We start from the raw sequence: 21,994 nt of genomic DNA, 5'->3' as shown, positions 1-21,994 counted from the left end.
AATGCGCTCGTATTGCACATTACGAATTTTTCATCGCACGGACAGTTCGCAGTAAGGTGTGCCGTCCTATATCTTCCTTCATCAACCGATCCGGTCATCCTGATCCTGTAGATGTTGAAGTCAAAGAAGGTGCCACTCATGTTCAAGAATATCAAAGCTCCGTCGCTCACTACCGCGCTGAAGGCTTCGACCGTCGCCGGTCTTGCCGCTGCGGTGCTTGCGACCGGTATTCCCCTCGAAATCACCCGTTCCTATGCCGAAGCCGTAAAGGTTCAGGCTCCGTCCGTTCCGAGCTTCGCGAACGTCGTCGACGCCGTCTCGCCGGCAGTCGTTTCCGTGCGTGTAGAAAACCGCGTCAAACCGGTGTCCGACGATGATGCGAACGGCTTCACGTTCGACTTCAATGGTCGCGGCTTCGACGATCTTCCGGATGCCCTGAAGCCCTTCTTCCGCCAGTTCGGTGAGCAAGGTCCGCAGGGCCAGCAGGGCCGCCGCGGTCCTCAAGGGCATCATGGCCCGCAGGATGGCAAGGGCCGTCTGCGTCCGGTTGCCCAGGGCTCCGGCTTCTTCATTTCTGAGGACGGCTACATCGTCACCAACAACCACGTCGTTTCCGATGGCGCAGCATTCGTTGCAGTGATGAACGATGGCACCGAACTCGACGCCAAGTTGATCGGCAAGGATCCGCGTACCGACCTCGCCGTTCTGAAGGTTGACGCCAAGGGCCGCAAGTTCTCCTACGTCAACTGGGCAGATGACAACAATGTTCGCGTCGGCGACTGGGTTGTCGCGGTCGGCAATCCGTTCGGTCTCGGCGGTACGGTAACAGCCGGTATCGTCTCGGCCCGTGGCCGCGACATCGGTTCTGGTCCGTATGATGATTACTTGCAGGTCGACGCTGCGGTGAACCGCGGTAACTCCGGTGGCCCGACCTTCAATCTCAATGGCGAAGTCGTCGGCATCAACACCGCGATCTTCTCTCCGTCCGGTGGCAGTGTAGGTATTGCGTTTGCCATCCCGGCGTCTACGGCCAAGGATGTTGTTGCCGACCTCATGAAGGACGGTCAGGTGTCCCGCGGCTACCTGGGTGTTCAGATCCAGCCCGTGACCAAGGACATTGCCGACTCGCTCGGCCTTTCCGAGGCAAGCGGCGCCCTTGTAGTCTCCGCTCAGGCAGGCACGCCGGGTGAGAAGGCGGGCATGAAGGCTGGCGATGTCGTTACCGCCGTCAACGGCGAGACGGTCAAGGATGCCCGCGATCTGAGCCGCCGTATCGGCGCCATGACACCCGGCAAGAAGGTCGAGCTTTCTGTCTGGCGCTCCGGCAAGGCTCAGTCCCTGACGGTCGAACTCGGAACGCTGCCGGCTGAACAGAAGGATGCTTCCGCTGACGACGGCGATCAGGCACCGGAAAGCCAGGCTCCTGCTTCGGAAAAGGCACTCGCTGATCTCGGCTTGACGGTTGGTCCTTCTGACGATGGCAAGGGCCTGCAGATCACCGGCATCGATCCGGACTCCGACGCCGCCGACAAGGGCATCAAGGAAGGCGAGAAGATCACCTCGGTCAACAACCAGGAAGTCTCGAGCGCCGACGATGTCGTCAAGGTCCTGAACCAGGCGAAGAAGGATGGCCGCACCCGGGCACTTTTCCAGATCCAGTCGAAGGACGGCAGCCGCTTCGTCGCCCTTCCGATAAACGGCCAGGGTTAATCCTCCGACCCTGACAGAGTGGGAGCCGCGCCTACTGGGCGCGGCTTCCTTTCGCCAATATCGTAGGGTGATTGCAATGACCTCTGTGCAACAGGAAGAAGCTTTGAGCCTTGCCGAAACGCAACCGGCGGGTAATGTCGGCCGCATGAAGATTCTCATCATCGAAGACGATCTGGAAGCAGCGGTCTACCTTACCAAGGCGTTTCGTGAGGCCGGCATTGTGGCCGACCATGCAAGCGACGGCGAAAGCGGGCTCTTCATGGGCTCGGAAAACACCTACGACGTGATCGTCATCGATCGCATGCTGCCGCGCCGCGACGGCCTGTCCGTTATCAGCGAATTGCGCCGCAAGGGAATTCACACGCCTGTTCTCATTCTCTCCGCTCTCGGTCAGGTGGACGATCGTGTTACCGGTCTCAGGGCAGGTGGCGACGACTATCTGCCGAAACCCTATGCATTCAGTGAGCTTCTCGCCCGTGTCGAGGTGCTCGGTCGCCGTAAAGGCACGCCGGACCAGGACGTTGTTTATCGTGTCGGCGACTTGGAACTCGATCGGCTCGCGCATGAGGTTCGCCGCGGCGGCAAGGAAATACCGCTGCAACCGCGCGAATTCCGCCTCCTCGAATATTTGATGAAGAACGCCGGCCAGGTTGTGACCCGGACGATGCTTCTCGAGAATGTCTGGGACTACCATTTCGATCCACAGACCAACGTTATCGACGTGCATGTTTCGCGGTTGCGGTCCAAGATCGAGAAGGACTTCAGCCAGCCGCTTCTCAAGACCATTCGCGGCGCGGGGTATATGATCAAGGACGAGGGATGAACCGTTTCTGGTTTCTCTTCAAGTCCACGGCAGTCCGCCTTTCGGCACTTTACATCCTGCTCTTTGCCATCTGCGCCGCGACGCTGGTCTTCTATGTGACGGCAATGTCCGAGCGGCTTCTGACCAACCAGATCCGCGAAGCCGTGCAGCAGGAAGTGGATCAGGTCCAGCGAGCGTACGATACCGGCGGCATGAATCTTCTTCTGCGCACGATGGAACGCCGCGCGCGCCAGCCGGGCGCCAATCTCTATATTATTGCAGGTCCTTCAGGCGATATTCTCGCCGGGAACGTCGCGTCCGTGCAGCCCGGTGTGCTCGATGAAGAGGGGTGGACTTCCTTGCCCTTCATGTATCAGCGTTATGCGGATAGCGGCCTCAGCCGCCGGCACATGGCGGTCGCTAACATTTTCGTGCTGGACAACGGGTTGCGCCTGCTGATCGGCCGCGACCTGGGCGAGCCCGAGGCATTTCGCGGGCTGGTCCGGCAGGCGCTGATGATTGCTCTCGCGATCATGGGGCTCGGGGCCATCATCATCTGGTTCGGCATCGGTCGGAACGCCCTGAAGCGCATTGACCGCATGTCCGATGCCAGCAAGAAGATCATGGCAGGTGATCTCTCGCAGCGTCTTCCGGTTGGGGGCTCTGGCGACGAGTTCGATCGCCTCTCTATCTCGCTCAATACGATGCTCGGACGGATAGAGAAGCTGAACGAGGGTTTGCGGCAGGTCTCCGACAATATTGCGCATGACCTGAAGACGCCGCTGACGCGGCTGCGCAACAAGGCTGCCGACGCCCTGGATACCACTGACGGCGAGATGCGGCGCATCGCCCTCGAAGGAATCATCTCCGAGTCCGATCAGTTGATCCGCACATTCAACGCCCTACTAATGATTTCGCGCGTTGAGGCGGGCTCTGTTGCCGCTGAAATGTCGCCTGTCGATCTCTCGGCCATCGTGGCGGACAGTGCCGAACTCTATGAGCCCGTCGCCGACGAAGCCGGCTTGGCGCTTACGTCGTCGATCGAGCCTGATATCGAAGTGCAGGGCAATCGCGAGCTGATCGGCCAAGCGATTTTCAATCTCATCGACAATGCTATCAAGTATTCCTCGGATGCGGAGGGCTACGGCGATATTGCGCTGAAGCTGCTCCGCCGCGCTGATGGCATTTGCCTCTCCATTGCTGACCGTGGGCCCGGTATCCCAGCCGAGAAGCGAGCAGATGTGCTGAAGCGCTTCGTGCGACTGGATGAAAGCCGCTCCAAGCCCGGCACCGGCCTTGGCCTCTCATTGGTCGAGGCGGTCATGGAATTGCACGGTGGGAAGCTGGAGCTGTCCGATACCGATCCGCAAAACCAGGAAAAGCGAGGTCTTGCCGTCAGCATGATCTTTCCGGTGAAGTAGCGTTGCAGGAGCGCGGCGGCGGCGGATCGAATTCGGTGTTGGCCATCGCCGCCGCAGACCCTACCTTAGATCGTAATTGCCGGAAGTTGCTATGATTCTCCCCGGCGGTTCTCGGTTCTGTTCGCCAGGGAGGGTGCATGCTGACGAGTTCGAGGCATAGCCTTGCTGAAGTAGCCGACAGGTTGCTGAAGCCGCTGAACAAGAGCGAGCTGAAACTTGCACAGGCGGATCTCCAGAAGATCGGTAAGAGCGAGCCTGCAGTGGCCGAGATGCTGACGGCGGAAAGCAACCTTCGCGACTTCATCACGGCTGCGCTGACCTTGTCTCCCTACCTGCGTGAGATTGCGAACATCGATACCGCAATCCTCGCGGTTGCGATCTCGGAGCCGCTGGAGCCTCGGATTGAGGCGCTGATCGCGGAAGCAAGGGCTTGCTGGAGGCCCGGAGGAAACGGCGATCTGCCGACCGAGGCCGAAGTCATGAGCCGCCTGCGCATCGTCAAGCGCAAGGTCGCCTTCCTTGTCGCTCTGGCCGATCTGGCCCGGGTATTCGATGGTCGTGCGACGACTGCCTGGCTCACCCGGCTCGCGGAAGCCTCTGTTGCTGCGGCGATCGATCACCTCCTTCTGGCCGCTCATGGCGGCCGCAAGATCACTCTGAAGGACGTTGCCGCTCCAAGCGAGGGGTCTGGCTTGATCATTCTCGGGATGGGCAAGCTCGGGGCTTCCGAACTCAACTACTCATCCGATATCGATCTGGTGGTCTTCTTCGACGAACAGGCGGGAATCGTCGCGGATCCCGACGACGCGATCGATACCTTCCCGCGGCTGATGCGACGGCTTGTACGGATCATGCAGGAGCGGACGGCGGATGGATACGTCTTCCGCACCGACTTGCGGCTGCGGCCCGATCCGGGATCAACGCCTCTTGCCATCCCCGTTGACGCGGCCATGATCTATTATGAGGGTAGGGGGCAGAACTGGGAGCGTGCCGCCTTCATCAAGGCGCGTGCTGTCGCTGGCGATATTGAGGCTGGCGAGCAGTTCCTGCGCGGGCTCGTTCCGTTTGTGTTTCGCAAGTATCTCGACTATGCGGCCATCGCCGATATCCATTCCATCAAGCGGCAGATCCATGCCCACAAGGGACATGGCGCGATCGCGGTCAAGGGACACAATGTAAAGCTCGGCCGCGGCGGCATCCGCGAGATCGAGTTCTTCGCGCAGACACAGCAATTGATCGCCGGCGGCCGGATGCCGGCACTTCGTTGCCGCGGCACCGAAGCAACGTTGGCGGAGTTGACAAAGGCGAAATGGATTGACGAGGAAACGCGGGACGAGCTGACCGAGGCCTATTGGTTCCTTCGCGACGTCGAGCATCGAATTCAGATGGCGCACGACGAGCAAACGCATCTTCTGCCCGAGACCGAAACCGATTTGAAGCGCATCGCCTTCATGATGGGGTTCGACGATACGGCGAGTTTTGCCGCGCGCCTGGTCGAGGTCTTCAAAACCGTCGAGCGGCGCTACGCCCGCCTTTTCGAACAGGAGACCAAGCTTTCGACGGAAACAGGCAATCTGGTTTTTACCGGGCAGGGCGATGATCCCGATACGTTGAACACCTTGCGCAAGCTGGGCTTCGAACGGCCCTCCGATATCTCACGCGTTATCCGTACGTGGCACTACGGTCGCTACAAGGCGACGCAGTCGGTGGAGGCGCGCGAGCGCTTGACCGAACTGACACCGGAACTACTGCGCGTGTTCGGGGAGAGCAAACGCGCGGATGAGGCGATCCTGCGTTTCGACAACTTTCTGTCAGGCCTGCCCGCCGGCATTCAGCTGTTTTCGCTCCTCGGAAGCAACCCGGCACTTCTGTCGCTCATAGTCAACATCATGTCCTCGGCGCCCAAGCTGGCGGAGGTCATCGCGGCCAAACCGCATGTCTTCGACGGCATGCTCGATCCCGGGCTGATGGCGGAATTGCCGACGCGCGCCTATCTCGCCGAGCGCATCTGCAGCTTTCTCGCGCCGGCACGCTACTATGAGGAGGTGCTGGATCGACTGCGCATCTTCGCAGACGAACAGCGCTTCCTCATCGGCATCCGGTTGCTGACCGGCGCGATCCGGGGGGCCATGGCCGGCCGCGCCTTCACGCATTTGGCCGATCTCGTCCTCGAAGCCGCGCTCGATGCCGTAATGAAGGAGATCAGGACGGCGCATGGCGATTTTCCGGGTGGCCGGGTGGCTGTCGTCGGCATGGGCAAGCTCGGGAGCTTCGAACTCACCGCCGGCTCCGATATCGATATCATCTTGCTCTACGACTACGACGATGAAGGCGCCGAATCCTCAGGCCCCAAGCCACTCGACGCGACGCGCTACTTCACCCGTGTCACGCAGCGGCTGATCTCGGCGCTCTCGGCGCCGACGGCGGAGGGCGTGCTTTATGAGGTCGACATGCGCCTCAGGCCGTCCGGAAACAAAGGGCCGGTCGCCACCCGCATCAAGTCCTTCGAGAAATATCAGCGTGATGAGGCCTGGACTTGGGAACACATGGCGCTGACGCGTGCCCGCCTCGTGTGCGGTGACAGAGAGCTGATCAGCGAGGCCGAGCGGATCATTGCCGACGTGCTCTTTTTGAAGACTGATGCAGAGAAGATCGCCAAGGACGTTTCCGAGATGCGCGCCTTGATCGAGCAGGAAAAGCCGCCCGCCAGTATATGGGACCTGAAGCTTATTCCGGGCGGACTGATCGACATCGAATTCATCGCGCAGTATCTGCGGCTCGTTGCCTCGACGAAAGGCATCGTCGTTGAGGGGGATGACTTCAACACGGCTGGGCAGGTGAAGCTTCTCGGAGTGGAGCTGATGGACCGCAACGACATGGAACTCTGCCTGGCGGCGCTGTCGCTCTACACGGATATTTCGCAGCTGATCCGCCTGTGCATCGACGGCGTGTACGATCCCAAGGAGGCTCCGGCGGGCCTCACGGATCTCGTTTTCCGTGCGGGCGACTGCCCGGATATCAGGACGCTCGAAGGAGAGATCAAACATCTTTCGAAAGCCGTCAGGAAGATTTTTCAGACGGTAGTGAAAGCCTAGTGGCCGTTGTTCGGGATGTGCAGTGAAATGACCGTACCGATCGCCTCGCGCGAGCGGATTTTCATTTTGCCCCCGTGAAGGGTCGTCAAAGAACGCGAGATGGCGAGGCCGAGCCCAGAGCCCCCTTTGCTTTTCGCGTACTGGTTTTGGACCTGCTCGAAGGGCTGGCCGATTTTGCCGAGCGCCGCGCGGGGGATGCCGATGCCGGTGTCTGCAATCGTCAGCATGACGCCGCTGTTGGTGCGACGCGTGCGAACGGCGATGCGGCCGCCTTCGTTGGTAAACTTCACGGCATTGGAAAGCAGGTTGAGCAGGATCTGCTTCATTGCGCGGCGATCGGCGGTCAGCCGCATCCCATCGCAAATGCGCTGCTCGACGAAGATATTCTTCTGTGCGGCCGGGATCGCGGTGAAACGAAGGCTTTCTTCGATCAGCGGCGCAAGATCGATCGTCTCGCACTCGAGCTTCATGTGGCCGGCTTCAATCTTCGACATGTCGAGAATGTCGCTGATGACGTTCAGGAGGTGCTTGCCGCTATCGTGGATGTCGCGCGCGTATTCATTGTACTTCGACGAGCCGAGCGGGCCAAACATCTGATCCTGCAGGATTTCCGAAAAGCCGAGGATTGCGTTGAGTGGCGTGCGAAGCTCGTGGGACATGTTCGCCAGGAACTCGCTCTTTGCCCGGTTGGCGCCTTCCGCGCGCTCCTTCTCGACGAGATAGTTGGAGTTGGCGACAGAGAGTGCAGCCTTCTGGCTTTCCAGAGTCTGACGGGAAGCGGAGAGGTCACCGATGGTCGCCATGAGCCGGCGTTCGGAGTCACGCAGACGCTCCTGGTTGCGTTTCAGCAAGGTGATATCAGTGCCAACCGAAACCATGCCGCCGTCGCGCGTACGGCGCTCATTGATCTGCAGCCAGCGCTCGTCGGCAAGCTGCACCTCGGTGGTGCGGGAGTAGCCGGAGCCATCAGCGTCGGCGATCCGGCGTTCGATCACCGGGCGCGCCGCCGCGGCGTTGACAACTGTGCGCTCGGTCCCGGGGACGAGAACGCTGTCGGGAAGTCGATACGCCTGCTGGAAGTGCGCGTTGCACATGACCAGACGGTCGTTCTTGTCCCAGAGCACGAAAGCTTCAGATGTGCATTCAATGGCGTCCGCCAGTCGCTGGTCCGCCTCGGCGTAGCGCTGGGCTAGGCGATGCTGCTCGGTCACGTCCATCGCAATGCCGATCATGTGAACGCGGCCGGAATTGGTGCGGATCACCTGAGCGCGGGCCCGCATCCAGACATAATGGCCGCCGGCATGCCGCATGCGGAAGATCTGGTCGACCTGGCCGGCATCGCCGCGGGCAATCGACCGGGCGATTTCGTAAACACCGCCGTCATCCGGATGCATCAGGCGGGCCGCATCGCTGAAGCACATCATCCGGTCTGAACCGGGAAGGCCAAGCATCTCGTACATCGAGCGCGACCAGTAAAATTCGCGCCTGTCGAAATCGAAATCCCAAAGCCCGCAGCGGCCGCGCGACAGCGCCGTTTCGACGCGGAGGTTCGATTCCACAAAGATATCGTCGGCATCGCGGGCGCGCTTCACCTGCATGTAGTAGGCGTAGAGGATGACGAGCAGGATCGAGGAGATGCCTGCGAAGAGTGTCACGTTTAGCGTGACTTCGTCCCGCCAGAGCTTGCCGATCCGCTCCAGCGATGTCGCGGCGACGACATACCCCCCGGAGCCGCCGATCAGAGTAATCTCGGCGTAGTACGGACGGTCGCTGATCGTCGTCTCGATGACGCCAGCGCGATCGCCGAAACGGCGGATTGCCGAGATCTCCGAGAAGAAATCACCGACGCTGGCGCCAAGATAGGCTGAGCCGGCCGCCGTAGCTGCAAACACCTTGCCGCCAGGCTGTACCAGCAGCACGAAGGCGCCGTCGTCCAGGCGATCCTGCGGCAGAAAGCGCGCCAGCCGAGCCTGCGCCTGCACCGCGTCGGCGGCCTCGAATATTTGGTCGGCATCGGCGAAGGCCGCAGCAGCGGTTGCGGCGGCGAGCGCGGTGGAGTGACGGGCCGCAGCCTCGGTTCGACTGTACTCGGAGACCATTCCGAAAAAATGTGACGCAGCCACAACCGCAAGGAAGGCCACGATCAGGATCGGGATAATTCGCTTCAGGACGATTTCGACCTGGGACAGGTTGCGCGAGGACGACAAGGAAACACTTGAGCGCTTGGCTGAAAAGCTATCACGCCAGGCCAGGAGGCCGTCGAAGTCGACACGCAGCCGTCCGTCGGCTGCGGTTGCCCGCCGCACGTTCATCATCTCTTCAGCCTTGATCCCTCGTGTGATTCGCAGCGCCGCTCGCCCGAACCTAACTCAATGAATCACTGGTGATTCGCCTTGTCCAGAGGAAAAGGTAAAAATCTGTTAACTGATTCTAGATGCTGATTTTTCTTCGGCGGTCGGAATGTCGCTGCGAGCCTCGCGGCGACATTCGACGGCAGATCACCCTTTGAGAGTGCGTTCGACAATATCGCGGACGTCGGTCGAAAGCTCGGCAGCCCGTTCGATTTCCAACAGGGCGGCACGGGCGTGATCCTGCCGAACCGGCTCAAGGGAACGCCAGGAACGCATTGACGTCAGGATGCGGGCAGCCAACTGAGGGTTGCGCTGATCGATGTCGAGAATCTCGCGAGCGAGGAAGCGGTAGCCTTCTCCATCGGCGCGGCCGAAGCCGGTCGGATTGGCGAAAGCGAAGGTGCCGATAAGCGAACGAACGCGATTGGGGTTGGTCCTCTTGAACAGAGGATTTTCCATCAGCTTCAGCACGCGATCGAGCGTGCCGGCGCCCGGTATGGTTGCCTGCACGGAGAACCATTTGTCGACAACCAGTGCGTTTCCAGCAAAGCGATCCCGGAAGATCGACAACGCTTCGGCAGCTTCCGCACTGTCCGGAAAGCGGTGCGCAAGGATCGTCAGCGCATGCAGCAGGTCGGTCATGTTGTTGGCAGCATCGAAGGCGGCCTTGGCGCGTGCCGGCGAATTCTCGGCGTAGGAGAGGTAGGTCAGGGCAGCGTTGCGCAAGGCACGGCGACCGGCACTCGTTGCGTCCGGGCTAAAGGCGCCTGGTGTCGTCATCGAGTCATAGAGTGCGACGAAAGTGTCCCGTCCTGCGTCGGCGACTTGCTTCATCACCGCCTGGCGTCCGGCATGGATTGCGTCCGGATCGTTATTGCCCCCGAGTTCGCGGGCAATATCGGCTTCACTTGGCAGCGCCAGGGCCTGGGCGCGGAAGGCGGGCTCAAGGCTCTCGTCAGCCCCGGCGACTACAAGGGTGTCGACGAATGTTCCTTCAGAACCGACGGTCTTTCCTTCACGGGCATCGCGCGCTGCGTTCAGAAGGGTCGGAAGCGCAAGGTCCGTCAGGGCCTGCCATCGCGCGAAATGGTCAGTCTCATGGCGGGCAAGTAGCGCCAAGTCGGCGGGCGACTGGTCGAAATGGAGATTGATCGGCGCCGAGAAGCTGCGATTGATCGAGACCACGGGCCGCGTCTGGACGCCGTGGAATACGACTGTTTGGGTGCGCGCAGTCAGATGCAGCACGCTGCCGGCATATTCGGCACCTTCGACGGAGGTCGGAGCTATGGCCACACCGTCTTCAGCGAAGAGCTGCAAACTCAGCGGGATGTGCATCGGCCTCTTCTCTGACTGGCCGGGCGTCGCCGGGACCATCTGCTCGAGCGAGAGGCTGAAGGTCTTTCCGGCAGCGTCATAGGATCCCGAAGCGGTAACCAGCGGCGTGCCGGCCTGATGGTACCAGAGCGAGAACTGTGCGAGGTCGCGCCCGCTTACGCCCTCGAAGCATTTGACGAAGTCCTCGATCGTGACGGCCTGGCCGTCGTGGCGATCGAAGTAGAGGTCCATGCCTTTCTTGAACGTGTCCTTACCGAGCAGCGTTGCGATCATTCGCGTGACTTCGCTGCCCTTCTCATAGACGGTCGTTGTGTAGAAGTTGTTGATTTCGCGATATTTCGTGGGCCGAACCGGATGGGCAAGCGGACCCGCATCCTCCGGGAACTGCTCGGATTTTAGGTGGCGGACCTCAGCGATGCGCTTGACCGGTCGCGAGCGCTGGTCGGCAGAGAACTCGTGATCACGATAGACGGTCAGTCCTTCCTTCAGGCACAGCTGGAACCAGTCGCGGCAGGTGATGCGGTTGCCGGTCCAGTTGTGGAAGTATTCGTGCGCGATGATCGCTTCGATGTTGGCGTAGTCGCTATCCGTAGCCGTTTCCGGATCGGCAAGGACGTACTTGTCGTTGAAGACGTTGAGGCCCTTGTTCTCCATGGCGCCCATGTTGAAGTCGGAGACTGCGACGATCATGAAGATGTCGAGATCGTACTCGCGTTCGAAGACGTCCTCGTCCCACTTCATCGAGCGCTTCAGCGCGTCCATCGCATAGGCGGCGCGCGGTTCCTTGCCATGCTCGACATAGATCTTCAGCGCGACCTCGCGACCGGACATCGTCGTGAACGTATCTTCGATGACACCAAGATCGCCGGCGACCAATGCGAAGAGATAGCTTGGCTTCGGATGCGGGTCGAACCAGGCGGCAAAGTGCTTGCCTTCGCCATAGCCAGCGCCGCCGAGGAAATTGCCATTCGATAGCAGCAGCGGATTGGCAGCCTTGTCGGCAATGATGTTGACCGTGTAGGGCGCCAGGACGTCGGGGCGATCCGGGAAATAGGTGATGCGGCGGAAGCCTTCGGCTTCACACTGCGTGCAGTAGATACCGCCGGTGCGGTAGAGGCCCATCAGCTTCGTATTGGCTTCTGGGTTGATGATCGTTGTGATCGTCAGTTCGAACGGCTCGGATGCCGGCAGATCGCGGACTGTCAGGCTTTCAGGCGTTACCGTGTATTGGTTCGCCGGCATTTCCATCTGGTCGAACAGCAGGCCGGACAGTGTCAACTCATCGCCATCGAGCACCAGCGGGGCCTTGGGATCGACGCCTTCGCGGCGATGGAAGATCAGTCGTGCCTCGACCTTGGTTTCCGTGGGATCGAGTTCGAAGGTAAGGTCCACGCGTTCCAGAACGAATTCGGTGGGCTGGTAGTCTGCCAGATTGATGACCTGGCCGGTATCTGTACGCATGATGCTCCCTGAAGACCTTGAGCGGATGACTGCTTCGTCTGCGGAGTGGGCACTCCGCCACATATTTTGAGGGCATGATTACATTAAAGTCTGAACTAAAGTTAAAGCGAAATCGCGGCAGCGGAAGATTTGGAGACTCTGGGAGCGGCTATATCTGGGCGGATCTGGGAATGGGATTTGAGGTTGATGGCTGCTTTGATCGCCTCGTCGCCTTGAGTTCGCTGAACGACGACTGTGCTTCGTATTGTCGGCGCTGAGATCTCGGGGTTTGTACCAATTTTCCTCGGTTGCAACGAGTATCGAGAGTGGCGGTCATCTGGTTTGCTCGGTGGCTCTGTAAACTTTCCGATTTTCTATCTGTTCATTCGGCACAACGACTGTCACAGTCATGCTGCGTCGAGTCTGGCGCGTTCTCCTGCTTCAAAACAGCAATACAAGAGTTCAAGACATGCGGTCGGCTACGGGAAACCCGATGAGGGGCATTGCGTTCAAGGTCGGCTCGGTTGTTGTCTTCCTTGCAATGCAGACCTTCATCAAGCTTGCCGGCAGCGACATCCAGCCGGGGCAGGTGACTTTCTGCCGTTCCTTCTTTGCGCTGTTTCCGATCATGGCCTACCTAGCCTATCGCGGGCAGTTGCGATCGGCATTCTTTACTGCCAATCCGATCGGACACCTGAAGCGGGGAATACTCGGCATCATATCGATGGGACTAGGCTTCTACGGGCTGCTGCACCTGCCGCTACCAGAGGCGATTGCGCTCGGCTACGCGATGCCGCTTGTCGCCGTGATTTTTGCGGCGCTGTTCCTCGGCGAAACCGTACGAATCTATCGCTGGAGCGCGGTACTTTTCGGAATGGTGGGCGTGGCCATCATCTCCTGGCCGAAGCTCACGCTTTTTCGCGAGGGCGGCATCCATGCCGAGCAGGCGATCGGTGCGATCACGGTGCTGCTGGCTTCCGTGCTCGGCGGTATGGCAATGATTCAGGTGCGGCGATTGGTCGAGGAAGAGAAGACGGCGACAATCGTTCTCTATTTTTCGATCATTGCTGCAGTGTTCTCGCTCGTGACGGTTCCGTTCGGTTGGCAGGTCCTTGATCTGAAACCGCAATTGCTTCTCGTTGCGGCCGGCTTCTGTGGGGGCGTGGCGCAAATCCTGCTCACGGAGAGCTATCGGCACGCAGATGTCTCGACGGTTGCTCCGTTCGAGTACACATCGATCGTCATCGGAAGCGTCATCGCCTATTTTGTGTTTGGCGATGTCCCAGGCGGCAGTACGCTGATGGGGACTGCGATTGTCGTCGCAGCCGGGATATTCATCATCTACCGCGAACACCAACTTGATCTGGAGCGCCGCGCCGCCCGGCAAGCCGGATCGTGAAAGCCGCCTCCATCTTTTGTGATCGTTTCGCTGAAGTTCTCTCGTTATGCGGGAGAAATTCAAACGAAATAGTGAACGTATCCGAACGTTTGTTGCGGCTTATGAACTTGACGAAGCTTCATTTATTCGCGAATGCGCATGTTATTGGGTTGATCGGACGTCGTGGTGCCTCGGGAGTGCCGACGCCGGGTATGCGCGCGTCGGGAGAAAGATGCCTTTTAGTGCCGAAGACTTGGTTGCGAACCCGAAGTTCATCCTAGCCATCCGCTTCCACGCGGGGCGCATGCGCGGCATGTTCGATGCTGGCCCACGACTGGCACGATTGCTTGCTTCCCAGCAGCGCTGGCTGCTGACGCAGACCGCTTACGCCCTTGCCATGGAGCGCGATCCTGGTGATCCGGCGTCAGGTTTCACAGCTGCCCGACTGACGGGCGAGATCACGTCCCGCAAGGTGGCTAGCCGCAACACGGTGCTGAGCTTCATCGAGGAACTCTTCACCTATCGCTTCATAGCCTACGAGCCAGGGGCGGAGCGACGTCGTCCGCGCCACTTCGAGCCGGCGGAGATCAGTCATCAGGCGATATTGGGATGGCTCGTCTCGAACCTAGGAGCCCTTGATTTGGTGGACGGTGGAAACCGGGCCGCCCATGTTGGGGCCCATCCGGAATTGGTTCGAATCCTTCAGCCGCGTATCGCACGCAATTGCCTTCAAGATCCATTGTGGCGGGAGCCCGCGGAGCAGGTGGCGCTTTTCCTGTGGACCGACGCTGGGGGTCTGATCGTCGATCACCTGGTATCGCGAATGGATTTGCTAGGAAATGACCCCGAGCGCGTTGTGGTCGGGCATCTCGACAGTCGCGCCCTTGCGGCGGATTTCATGATATCGCGCACGCACTTGCAGCGGCTTTTTGCCAAAGCAGCGCAGCAAGGATCTATTGGCTGGGATACGACCGAAAGGAAACCTCTACTCTGGATGTCGCGCTCGTTCGTCGAACAGTACAGTCAGTGGCAAGCGATCAAGTTCGCGTACGTGGATGAGGCGTTCCACTGGGGAACGAGATAGTCGCGACAAAGCGCCGGCTACTCAGCGGCCAGATCCGCCAGAATGCGCTTGGCGATAAGGCCACGCAATGGGAGGCCAGCAAATGCCAGCCTCGACCTCAATATTGCTGAAAATCCGCAAAGATCGTGGCGGGACGTGCGATGCGTCCGCTGGCGCCGGTACCGCGAGCAACCATCTGCTCGTTGGTGGCGAAGCCGATGCGGCTGTAGCTTTGCGTTGTGCGACCCTGCTCATTGGCAAGGCGAAGGGTTTCAAACCCGCAGTGGATAGGACGAAAACGTGCAGTCATTGCCTTGGTTCCTGTTGATTCCTCCCAAGACACACCACTATATTGCACTGCAACATGATGTTTTCAATGCGTTAGAATAAGAGGCAGGTATGCGTAAATCGCATAGATGTTTTCATAAAACGTTTATATTTGCCTATTTTTGGAGCAAACTAGAGTGCTGCCAGTTTGGCCTGAAAAGCCAAAAGATCGTTCCAGGCCAACCGCTTGTTGACGGGTGCCGTCAATAGATCTTGCGGATGCAATGTCGCGATCGCGGGAACGACGCGGTTCCCGACCGCGATCTCCCGCCATTGCCCGCGCAAACCGTGAATCGTGTCATTATCGCCGAAAAAAACCCGGGCAGCAAAATTGCCGAGCACGAGAATTGCCTTTGGCTCGGCAAGCGCGATCTGCCGCTCGATGAAGGGCCGGCAGATATCCATCTCGGCGGTAGACGCAATGCGATTGCCGGGGGGGCGCCAGGGAATGACCTGCGTCAGCAGTATGGCATTGCGCTGCAGACCGATTGCGGCGAGCATCTTGTCAAGCAGTTGCCCAGGTCGCCCGGCAAAGGGTTGGCCTTCGCGATCATCGTCGGCCCCTGGCGCCGAACCGATGACCATGATTCCGCTTGTCGCATCTCCGCTGGCGAAGATCGTCGAACGTGCGCTGTGCTTGAGATTGCATCCGTTGAATGCCTCGATCGCCGTTTTCAGCTCCTGCAGCGAACGGGCGCTCTCAGCCGTGACGCGTGCCTGTTGCACGGCCTCGCCATCCGGGATTGAAGGCTGCGGTCGCTGGGCGGCACGCTCGGGGGCAGGTGCATTCCTCTGTGCCGCCTGAGCCGCCGGGCGTGGCGAAGCTTCCCGAGCTTCAGTGGCCTGGGGGGAAGAGGCTGCATTCCGTCGCGCCGCCTTCATTGCCTCGAACTCCGCGAAGCGGTCGACGGCTTCCTCCTCGAGCAGCCATTCCACCCCCGCTTCGGCATGGAAATGCAGAAGCGCGGCGAGTTCGCCCGGAGAGAGTTCGTTGACGGAGATCATGACGGCGACCTTAGCGAAGCCGAGACGTCAATGAAAGAGCGCTCTGGCCACGAGCCGACCTATTGCACCGCCCATTGCGTGATGTCCTCGCGTTCGCCAATCAATGCCAGGCCGTGCGCGATGGAAAGCAGCTCGCCCCCGGTCTCGATGCGGTCCGTATCGAAGCGCTCTGTGAAGATGCGGCGCACAGCCGGGACAAACGACGTGCCCCCGGTGAGGAACACCTTATCGATCATATCAGATGTCGTGTTCGTCTTCTCCAGCACGTCGTCGAGGGCGCCTTCGATCCGCGCGAGGTCATCTGCAATCCAGCTCTCGAAGTCGGCCCGGCGGATTGTACGGTGACCGCCACGGCCGAGAGGGGCGAAGTCGAAGGCTGCCTCGTCCGAAGCCGATAGGGCCATCTTCGTGGCCGACACGGCCTGATAGAGCGGATAACCCTCGTCGTGATCGACCAGATCGATGAAGGTCTCAAGCTTCTCAGGTTCGAGCGCCGTGCGCACGAGCTTTTTGAGATCCCCGAATTCGCGCGACGTCTTGAAAATGGAGAGCTGGTTCCAGCGGCCGAAGCTTGAATAGTAGTTCGTGGGAACTTCAAGGATCTTGTCGAAGCTCTTGAAATGACTCCCCTTGCCGATCTGCGGGGCAACGATGTTGTCGATCATGCGATAGTCGAAGTGGTCACCAGCGATCCCGACGCCCGAATGACCGATGGGGGTCGCCGTCAGTTTTCCGCCGACCGTTTCGAACCGGATGAGCGAATAGTCGGTCGTACCACCACCGAAGTCGGCAACGAGCACAGTGGCGTCCGACGTCAGATTCTGCGCGAAGTAGAATGCAGCCGCCACCGGTTCGTAAACGTAGTGAACTTCTGGAAAGCCGAAGCGGGATAGCGCCTCGTTGTAGCGCTCCGTCGCCAGCGCAGGGTCAGGGTTCGCGCCGGCAAAATGCACGGGGCGGCCGGTAACGATGCGCTTGACGTCGGACGGCCAATTGTCACCGGCGTAGTTGCGCAGGCGCCTTATGAAGACCTCCATCAGATCCTCGAAACTGTGACGCTTCGCGTAGATGAGGGTGCCCTGGAAAAGAGCGCTTGCCGCAAAGGTCTTGATCGACTGCAGGAACCGGCAGTCACCGGGATTATCGATAAATTGCCGGATCGCAGCATGGCCCGCCTCAACCTTCAAGGCTGAAGCGCCGAGTTGCGGATCCTTCATGAAGGACAGGGCAGTGCGCATGCTGTCGGCACTGCCGGCCGCGCTCGTAAAGGCCATTGAGTGCGTCGTTTGCCCGTCTGCCGTGGCCAAAACCGTGTTCGTTGTGCCGAAGTCGAATCCCAGCGCTTGAGCCATGCTCGCACCTCATCCTGCCGATTATGTTTTGAGATCGGGAGGCCAGCCTCCGCGAAGGCGCGGAAACGGCGCGCCCGAATTCAAGGAGGGCGCGTGATGCCACAGAGGCCGTTGTTATTCAAGGCTTGAAGCGAAAAATGCGGCGGGCGCCATTGGCGCCCGCTTCTCGTTCATTCGGCGGCTATTGCTTGAGGCATGTCCTCATTGTGCTCGGTCTTCTTCTTGCGACCGAGACCGAGAAGCCAATCGCTAAGCCTGCCCATTTCGACGAAGATAACCGGGGTGATGAACAGCGTTAGCGCTTGCGACACGACAAGACCGCCGACGACTGCAATGCCGAGCGGCTGGCGTAGTTCCGAGCTTGCCCCACTTCCGAGCGCGATCGGAAGTGCGCCGAGGAGGGCACAGAAGGTCGTCATCATGATCGGGCGGAAGCGTCGGACGCAGGCTTCATGGATCGCTTCCGACGGCGACATGCCATTGCCGGAGCGCAGGTTTTCCAATGCGACGTCGATCATCATGATCGCATTCTTCTTGACGATGCCGATCAGCATCAATAGGCCGATGAGGGCGATGATCGAAAGATCGAAGCCCATCACCTTCAGTGCCAGCAAGGCGCCGAGTGCCGCGGCCGGCAGGCCTGAAAGAATCGTCAACGGATGGATGAAGCTCTCGTAGAGGACGCCGAGCACGACATAGATGGTCAGCACGGCCGCCAGAATCAGCAGCGGAGTGTTGCCCTGAGATTGCTGGAATATCTGCGCGGTGCCGCCGTAGGACGTAAAGACGTCCGCGGGCATATTGATATCCTTCTTGATCTGGTCGATCGCGGCTGTGGCGTCGCCGAGCGCTTCGCCTGCAGGTAGATTGAACGAGACCGTTGTCGAGACAAGCTGACCGGTCTGATTGATGGTCACCGGGCCTGTCGTGCGCTGGACCGTCGCAAAGTTCGACAGGGGAACCAGGGCGCCGCCGTTGGACGCGACGCGGATTTCCTGAAGCTTCTGATCGTCCCATGGCTTGCTGGTGTCATATTCCACGATCACGTCATAGCTGTCGCCGGTCGACTGAATCTGTGCCGCCGTATAGCCGCCAAAGGCTTCCTGCAGCGTCATACGCAACTGTCCGTCGGTGATGCCGAAGGCCGCCGCCTTCTCGGTGTCAACGACGATATTGGCTTGCAATGCGTTGTTCTGCGCGTCGGAAGCCACGTCGGTGAAACGCGGGTCGGCGCGCATCGCTTGCTGGATCTTGTTTGCCCAGATGTTCGTCTGATCGGCGCTCAGTGCCTGGACGACCAACTGGTATTGGCTCGCCGTCTGGCGGCCGCCGAAGCGGAGGCTCTGCTGCGGCGTTATGTAGGCCTGAAGGCCCGGAATCTTGCTAATGCTCGCTCGCAACTCCCTCAAGGTCTGATCAAGTGGCGGACGTTGATCCTTGTCCTTGAGCTCGACATACATAGTGCCGTTGTTGAGTGGGCTGCGTGCATTGCCGCCGACAATCGACATAACGTGGTTGACGGCGGGGTTTTGCTTCACGAGTTCTGCGGCCTGGTTCTGCAGCGCCTGCATTGCTGGATAGGAAATGTCCTGACGAGCGCGCGTCGTGATGTTCAGGCGGCCGATATCTTCGGTGGGGAAGAAGCTCGAGGGCAGCGTCATGAACAGGTAGATGGTCAACCCGACAGACGCCACGAACAGTGCAAGAACCGTCGGGCGATGCTCCAGGCACCAGCCGACCGATCTCTCGTAGCCTCTGAGCGTCCGCTCGAAACCGGCGTCGAACCAGCGGATGAAGAGCGGGGGCCGCTCGTGGCCGCTACCGAGGCGCGACGCCAACATCGGCGTCACTGTGAGCGAAACGATTGCAGAGGCCACGATCGCAATGGCAACGACCATGCCGAACTCGTTGAATATACGGCCGACGACCCCGCCCATCAGAAGGATCGGGATGAAGACGGCAATCAGCGATACGGACATCGAAATGATGGTGTAGCTGACTTCGCCGGCGCCCTTGATCGCCGCATCGAGAACCGGCATTCCTTCCTCGACATGCCGGAGAATGTTTTCCAGCATGACGATCGCGTCATCAACCACAAGGCCGACGGCAAGCGTCAGTCCGAGCAACGAGATGTTGTCGATGCTGTAGCCGAGCACATACATCATGCCGAAGGTGGAGATCAACGATAGTGGTACGGCGAGCCCGGGAATGATCGTTGCCGTCAGATGGCCGGTGAAGAGGTAGATAACCAGGACGACGAGGCCGATCGTCAGGAGTAGCGTGAATTTGACGTCCGCTATCGCGTCCTTGATTGGCTGCGCTGAATCGTTCATGACCTTCGTCGAAACCGAGGCCGGAACCTCGGCGTGCAGGCCAGGCAGCTTCGCTCTGATCGCGTCGACAACCTCAACGGTATTTGCATCGGGCTGACGTTGAATGGCGAGAATGATGCTGCGGTTGCCATCGTACCAGCTGCCGGTATTCAGATTCTCGACGCTGTCTTGCACGTCGGCGACATCGCCGAGATGGATCGGCGCGCCGTTCGGATTGGCAATGACGAGCGTGCGGAATTCGTTGGCATTGGTCCGTTGGGTGTTCGCATTGATCGTCATACTTTGCGTGTTGTTCTGTAGAGAGCCGACGGGAACCTGGCTGTTGGCCGCAACCAGCGCCTGGTTGACCGTGTCGATGCCGATGCCGCGGTTGAGAAGCTTGTTCGGATCAACCTCGACCCGAACTGCGTAGGTCTGCGCGCCGAATACCGAAACCTCGGCGACGCCGGGAAGCGTCGAGAGGGATGGCGAGATGATGTCTTCGGCAATCTCATCGAGCTTGCTGCGGGGCACGGTGTCGCTCTGCACAGCAAGCAGCATGACCGGCGCATCCGCGGGATTCGTCTTGCGGTAGCTTGGCGGCGTCGTCATGTTGTCGGGGAGCTGGCGCGTCGCGTGCGAGATCGCCGCCTGAACGTCGGCAGCCGCCGCGTCGATATCGCGGTTGAGGTCGAACTGCAGAACGATGCTCGTATTGCCGAGCGAGTTCGTGGCGCTGATTTCGCTGATGCCGGGAATTGTCTGGAACTGCTTGATCAGCGGCGTGGCGACCGAGGTCGCCATCGTCTGCGGTGAGGCGCCTGTCAGAGCGGCGGAAACGTTGATCGTCGGGAAATCGACCTGCGGCAGGGCTGCCACCGGTACGAGTTGATAGCCAGCAAGGCCGGCAAGCACGACGCCGATGGCAAGCAGCGTTGTCGCGACAGGACGTCGGATACAGAAATTCGGTATCATTCTTCCGTGCCCGCTGTGATGATTTCGGTCTTGCTCGAGGTTTGGGCCGCAGAGGCAACGTTCAATGCCTTGTCGTCGAACTGTTCCTTCACCGCCTGCTGATCAACCAGCTGAGCCTGGCCCTCGATGATGACGTGATCGCCTTCCGCGAGGCCTTTTGAGATGGCCGTGAAGCCGCCGTTTGCACGCGCCACGGTGACGGGCGTCACGTGCGCTTTCCCATCGCGCGCGACAATGGTGAAGAAGCCGTCCGCGCCCGGGCTGACCGCCAGGGTCGGAACGACGACCTGCTGCTCATTGTTGTTGAAGTGGACGACAATGTTGACCGACTGACCGGGCCAGAGTGCACCAGAAGCATTCTCGAACTTTGCTTTGGCAAGGATAGTGCCAGACGCCGGATCAACGGTATTGTCGTAGAAGCTGATATGACCCTGGTGCGGCTTGCCCTTGTCGGATTGCGGAACCGTGCTTACTTCCACCGGCCCTGCGGCGAGGGCGAGCTTCAATTGCCTCAGATCGCGCTCCTGCAGGTGGAACTTCACATAGATCGGATCGTACTTTGCGATCGTTACGATCGCCGAGCCGGCGTTCAAAAAGGCGCCGGGGCTCACCGAGATGTCGCCGAGGCGTCCGTCAAAGGGCGCGCGGATATCGGTGTGCTCGAGCAGAACCTGATCGGCCGCCAGCGCCGCCTTGTCCGCCTCGACCGTGGCCGCCGCCGTGTCGCGCGCGGCCTTCGCCTGATCGTAGCTTTGCTGTGTACCGGCCTTTGAGCTCAGCAAGTCGTTGGCGCGTGCCAGCGCTGTCTCGGCCTCCGCCAGGGTGGCCTGGTCGCGGACGACCATGGCGCTGTCCTTGTCGACCGTCGCTTGTGCCGTGCGGGCATCAAGCTCGGCGATCAGATCTCCCTGTTTGACAGTGGCGCCGTCCGACGCGAGGATCTTCGTAACGATCCCTTGTTCCTGGGCCGCGATCGTCGTGGTGTCGTCCGCATCAGCCCAGCCGGAGGCCGTCACATCTCGCGGCAGGATGGTCTTCACCACCGCGACCGTCTTTACCAGCGTTGGCCCGCCGTTGCGGTTGCGGCCCTTGCCGCCGCCCTTTTGATCACTGGATTTCTGGGAGGCATCGCCGGCCGTTTGGCCACCGTCGACCGCATCAGCCTGTTGCGGCGCCTTCGGTAAAAATTGAGAAAGATAAGGGATGCGTTCCCTATATTGCCATGCGCCAATGCTGGCAGCAGCGATGATGCAGACCGTGACCAAGAATTTCTTCATGAGCGAGACCGGGTTGGGACAAAATTGCGCGTAAATCCAGGTTCTATTGAACCACGCTTATTACGGCGCAAAAAAGACACAATTAGCCAAGCGGCCATCACTAAGTGGTTATAATAGCTTAAATTTCTGTAATGAAAGAATGTGCTGATGT

At 59.9% G+C, this 21,994-nt stretch carries 13 protein-coding genes; 6 read left to right on the top strand and 7 right to left on the bottom strand.

The genetic code is table 11. The features are described 5' to 3' along the window. Positions 1–138 precede the first annotated feature (138 nt). From K9B32_RS22295 to K9B32_RS22280, 4 genes are all read left to right on the top strand, one after another. Positions 139–1,710 carry a Do family serine endopeptidase gene (locus K9B32_RS22295; protein WP_224566081.1) on the top strand — a complete coding sequence of 524 codons (1,572 nt, stop codon included), beginning with the start codon at positions 139–141 and terminating at the stop codon, positions 1,708–1,710. 145 nt (positions 1,711–1,855) lie between these two features. Next, positions 1,856–2,533 (top strand): response regulator transcription factor, encoded by a 678-nt coding sequence (locus K9B32_RS22290; protein WP_016553316.1) that lies wholly within the window; start codon positions 1,856–1,858, stop codon positions 2,531–2,533. After that, positions 2,530–3,933 (top strand): sensor histidine kinase, encoded by a 1,404-nt coding sequence (locus K9B32_RS22285; protein ID WP_224566079.1) that lies wholly within the window; start codon positions 2,530–2,532, stop codon positions 3,931–3,933. Before K9B32_RS22290 ends, K9B32_RS22285 begins: the two co-directional genes overlap by 4 nt. Positions 3,934–4,070: 137 nt before the next feature. Continuing rightward, positions 4,071–7,028, top strand: coding sequence for a bifunctional [glutamine synthetase] adenylyltransferase/[glutamine synthetase]-adenylyl-L-tyrosine phosphorylase (locus K9B32_RS22280; RefSeq protein ID WP_224566077.1), 2,958 nt, complete (start codon positions 4,071–4,073; stop codon positions 7,026–7,028). On the opposite strand, the gene K9B32_RS22275 is transcribed toward K9B32_RS22280, so the two are convergent. Both K9B32_RS22275 and pepN read right to left on the bottom strand, forming a co-directional pair. Next, positions 7,025–9,343 (bottom strand): PAS domain-containing sensor histidine kinase, encoded by a 2,319-nt coding sequence (locus K9B32_RS22275; protein ID WP_224566075.1) that lies wholly within the window; start codon positions 9,341–9,343, stop codon positions 7,025–7,027. The two genes, K9B32_RS22280 and K9B32_RS22275, sit on opposite strands and share 4 nt — an antisense overlap. A gap of 183 nt (positions 9,344–9,526) precedes the next feature. Continuing rightward, positions 9,527–12,175 (bottom strand): aminopeptidase N, encoded by a 2,649-nt coding sequence (gene pepN / locus K9B32_RS22270; RefSeq protein ID WP_224566073.1) that lies wholly within the window; start codon positions 12,173–12,175, stop codon positions 9,527–9,529. Positions 12,176–12,623: 448 nt separating this feature from the next. On the opposite strand from pepN, the gene K9B32_RS22265 reads away from it, so the two are divergent. Both K9B32_RS22265 and K9B32_RS22260 read left to right on the top strand, forming a co-directional pair. Next, entirely contained in the window at positions 12,624–13,553 is a 930-nt protein-coding gene (locus K9B32_RS22265; protein WP_224566071.1) for a DMT family transporter, read from the top strand. A 211-nt stretch (positions 13,554–13,764) separates the two neighbouring features. Beyond that, entirely contained in the window at positions 13,765–14,616 is an 852-nt protein-coding gene (locus tag K9B32_RS22260) for a hypothetical protein (protein WP_224566233.1), read from the top strand. Positions 14,617–14,713: 97 nt separating this feature from the next. On the opposite strand, the gene K9B32_RS22255 is transcribed toward K9B32_RS22260, so the two are convergent. The 5 genes from K9B32_RS22255 to K9B32_RS22235 form a co-directional block, all read right to left on the bottom strand. Further along, the gene (locus tag K9B32_RS22255) at positions 14,714–14,905 is read right to left on the bottom strand and encodes a hypothetical protein (RefSeq protein ID WP_007789187.1); all 192 of its coding nucleotides are present in this window, start codon (positions 14,903–14,905) and stop codon (positions 14,714–14,716) included. A 149-nt stretch (positions 14,906–15,054) separates the two neighbouring features. Then, positions 15,055–15,927, bottom strand: a complete 873-nt coding sequence (locus tag K9B32_RS22250) for a uracil-DNA glycosylase family protein (protein WP_224566069.1) — start codon at positions 15,925–15,927, stop codon at positions 15,055–15,057. A 59-nt stretch (positions 15,928–15,986) separates the two neighbouring features. Then, complete coding sequence (locus tag K9B32_RS22245; protein WP_224566067.1) at positions 15,987–17,279, bottom strand: Hsp70 family protein; 1,293 nt, start codon at positions 17,277–17,279, stop codon at positions 15,987–15,989. A gap of 170 nt (positions 17,280–17,449) precedes the next feature. Beyond that, on the bottom strand, positions 17,450–20,566 hold the full coding sequence (locus K9B32_RS22240; protein WP_224566065.1) for an efflux RND transporter permease subunit: 3,117 nt from the start codon (positions 20,564–20,566) through the stop codon (positions 17,450–17,452). Then, a complete protein-coding gene (locus tag K9B32_RS22235) occupies positions 20,563–21,843 on the bottom strand; it encodes an efflux RND transporter periplasmic adaptor subunit (RefSeq protein ID WP_224566063.1) in 1,281 nt (426 codons plus the stop codon). The genes K9B32_RS22240 and K9B32_RS22235 overlap by 4 nt, the downstream gene beginning before the upstream one ends. Between the last annotated feature and the right edge of the window lie 151 nt (positions 21,844–21,994).

Source organism: Rhizobium sp. 3T7 (genome assembly GCF_020166565.1).
Classification (GTDB): Bacteria; Pseudomonadota; Alphaproteobacteria; order Rhizobiales; family Rhizobiaceae; genus Rhizobium.
Note: the sequence above shows the minus strand (reverse complement) of the source record. Positions and strands in the feature narration are given on the sequence as shown.

Coding starts and splice junctions, on each gene's coding strand:
- K9B32_RS22295 (WP_224566081.1), top strand. CDS start 139: ATGTTCAAGAATATCAAAGCTCCGTCGCTCACTACCGCGCTGAAGGCT.
- K9B32_RS22290 (WP_016553316.1), top strand. CDS start 1,856: ATGAAGATTCTCATCATCGAAGACGATCTGGAAGCAGCGGTCTACCTT.
- K9B32_RS22285 (WP_224566079.1), top strand. CDS start 2,530: ATGAACCGTTTCTGGTTTCTCTTCAAGTCCACGGCAGTCCGCCTTTCG.
- K9B32_RS22280 (WP_224566077.1), top strand. CDS start 4,071: ATGCTGACGAGTTCGAGGCATAGCCTTGCTGAAGTAGCCGACAGGTTG.
- K9B32_RS22275 (WP_224566075.1), bottom strand. CDS start 9,343: ATGATGAACGTGCGGCGGGCAACCGCAGCCGACGGACGGCTGCGTGTC.
- pepN (WP_224566073.1), bottom strand. CDS start 12,175: ATGCGTACAGATACCGGCCAGGTCATCAATCTGGCAGACTACCAGCCC.
- K9B32_RS22265 (WP_224566071.1), top strand. CDS start 12,624: ATGCGGTCGGCTACGGGAAACCCGATGAGGGGCATTGCGTTCAAGGTC.
- K9B32_RS22260 (WP_224566233.1), top strand. CDS start 13,765: ATGCCTTTTAGTGCCGAAGACTTGGTTGCGAACCCGAAGTTCATCCTA.
- K9B32_RS22255 (WP_007789187.1), bottom strand. CDS start 14,905: ATGACTGCACGTTTTCGTCCTATCCACTGCGGGTTTGAAACCCTTCGC.
- K9B32_RS22250 (WP_224566069.1), bottom strand. CDS start 15,927: ATGATCTCCGTCAACGAACTCTCTCCGGGCGAACTCGCCGCGCTTCTG.
- K9B32_RS22245 (WP_224566067.1), bottom strand. CDS start 17,279: ATGGCTCAAGCGCTGGGATTCGACTTCGGCACAACGAACACGGTTTTG.
- K9B32_RS22240 (WP_224566065.1), bottom strand. CDS start 20,566: ATGATACCGAATTTCTGTATCCGACGTCCTGTCGCGACAACGCTGCTT.
- K9B32_RS22235 (WP_224566063.1), bottom strand. CDS start 21,843: ATGAAGAAATTCTTGGTCACGGTCTGCATCATCGCTGCTGCCAGCATT.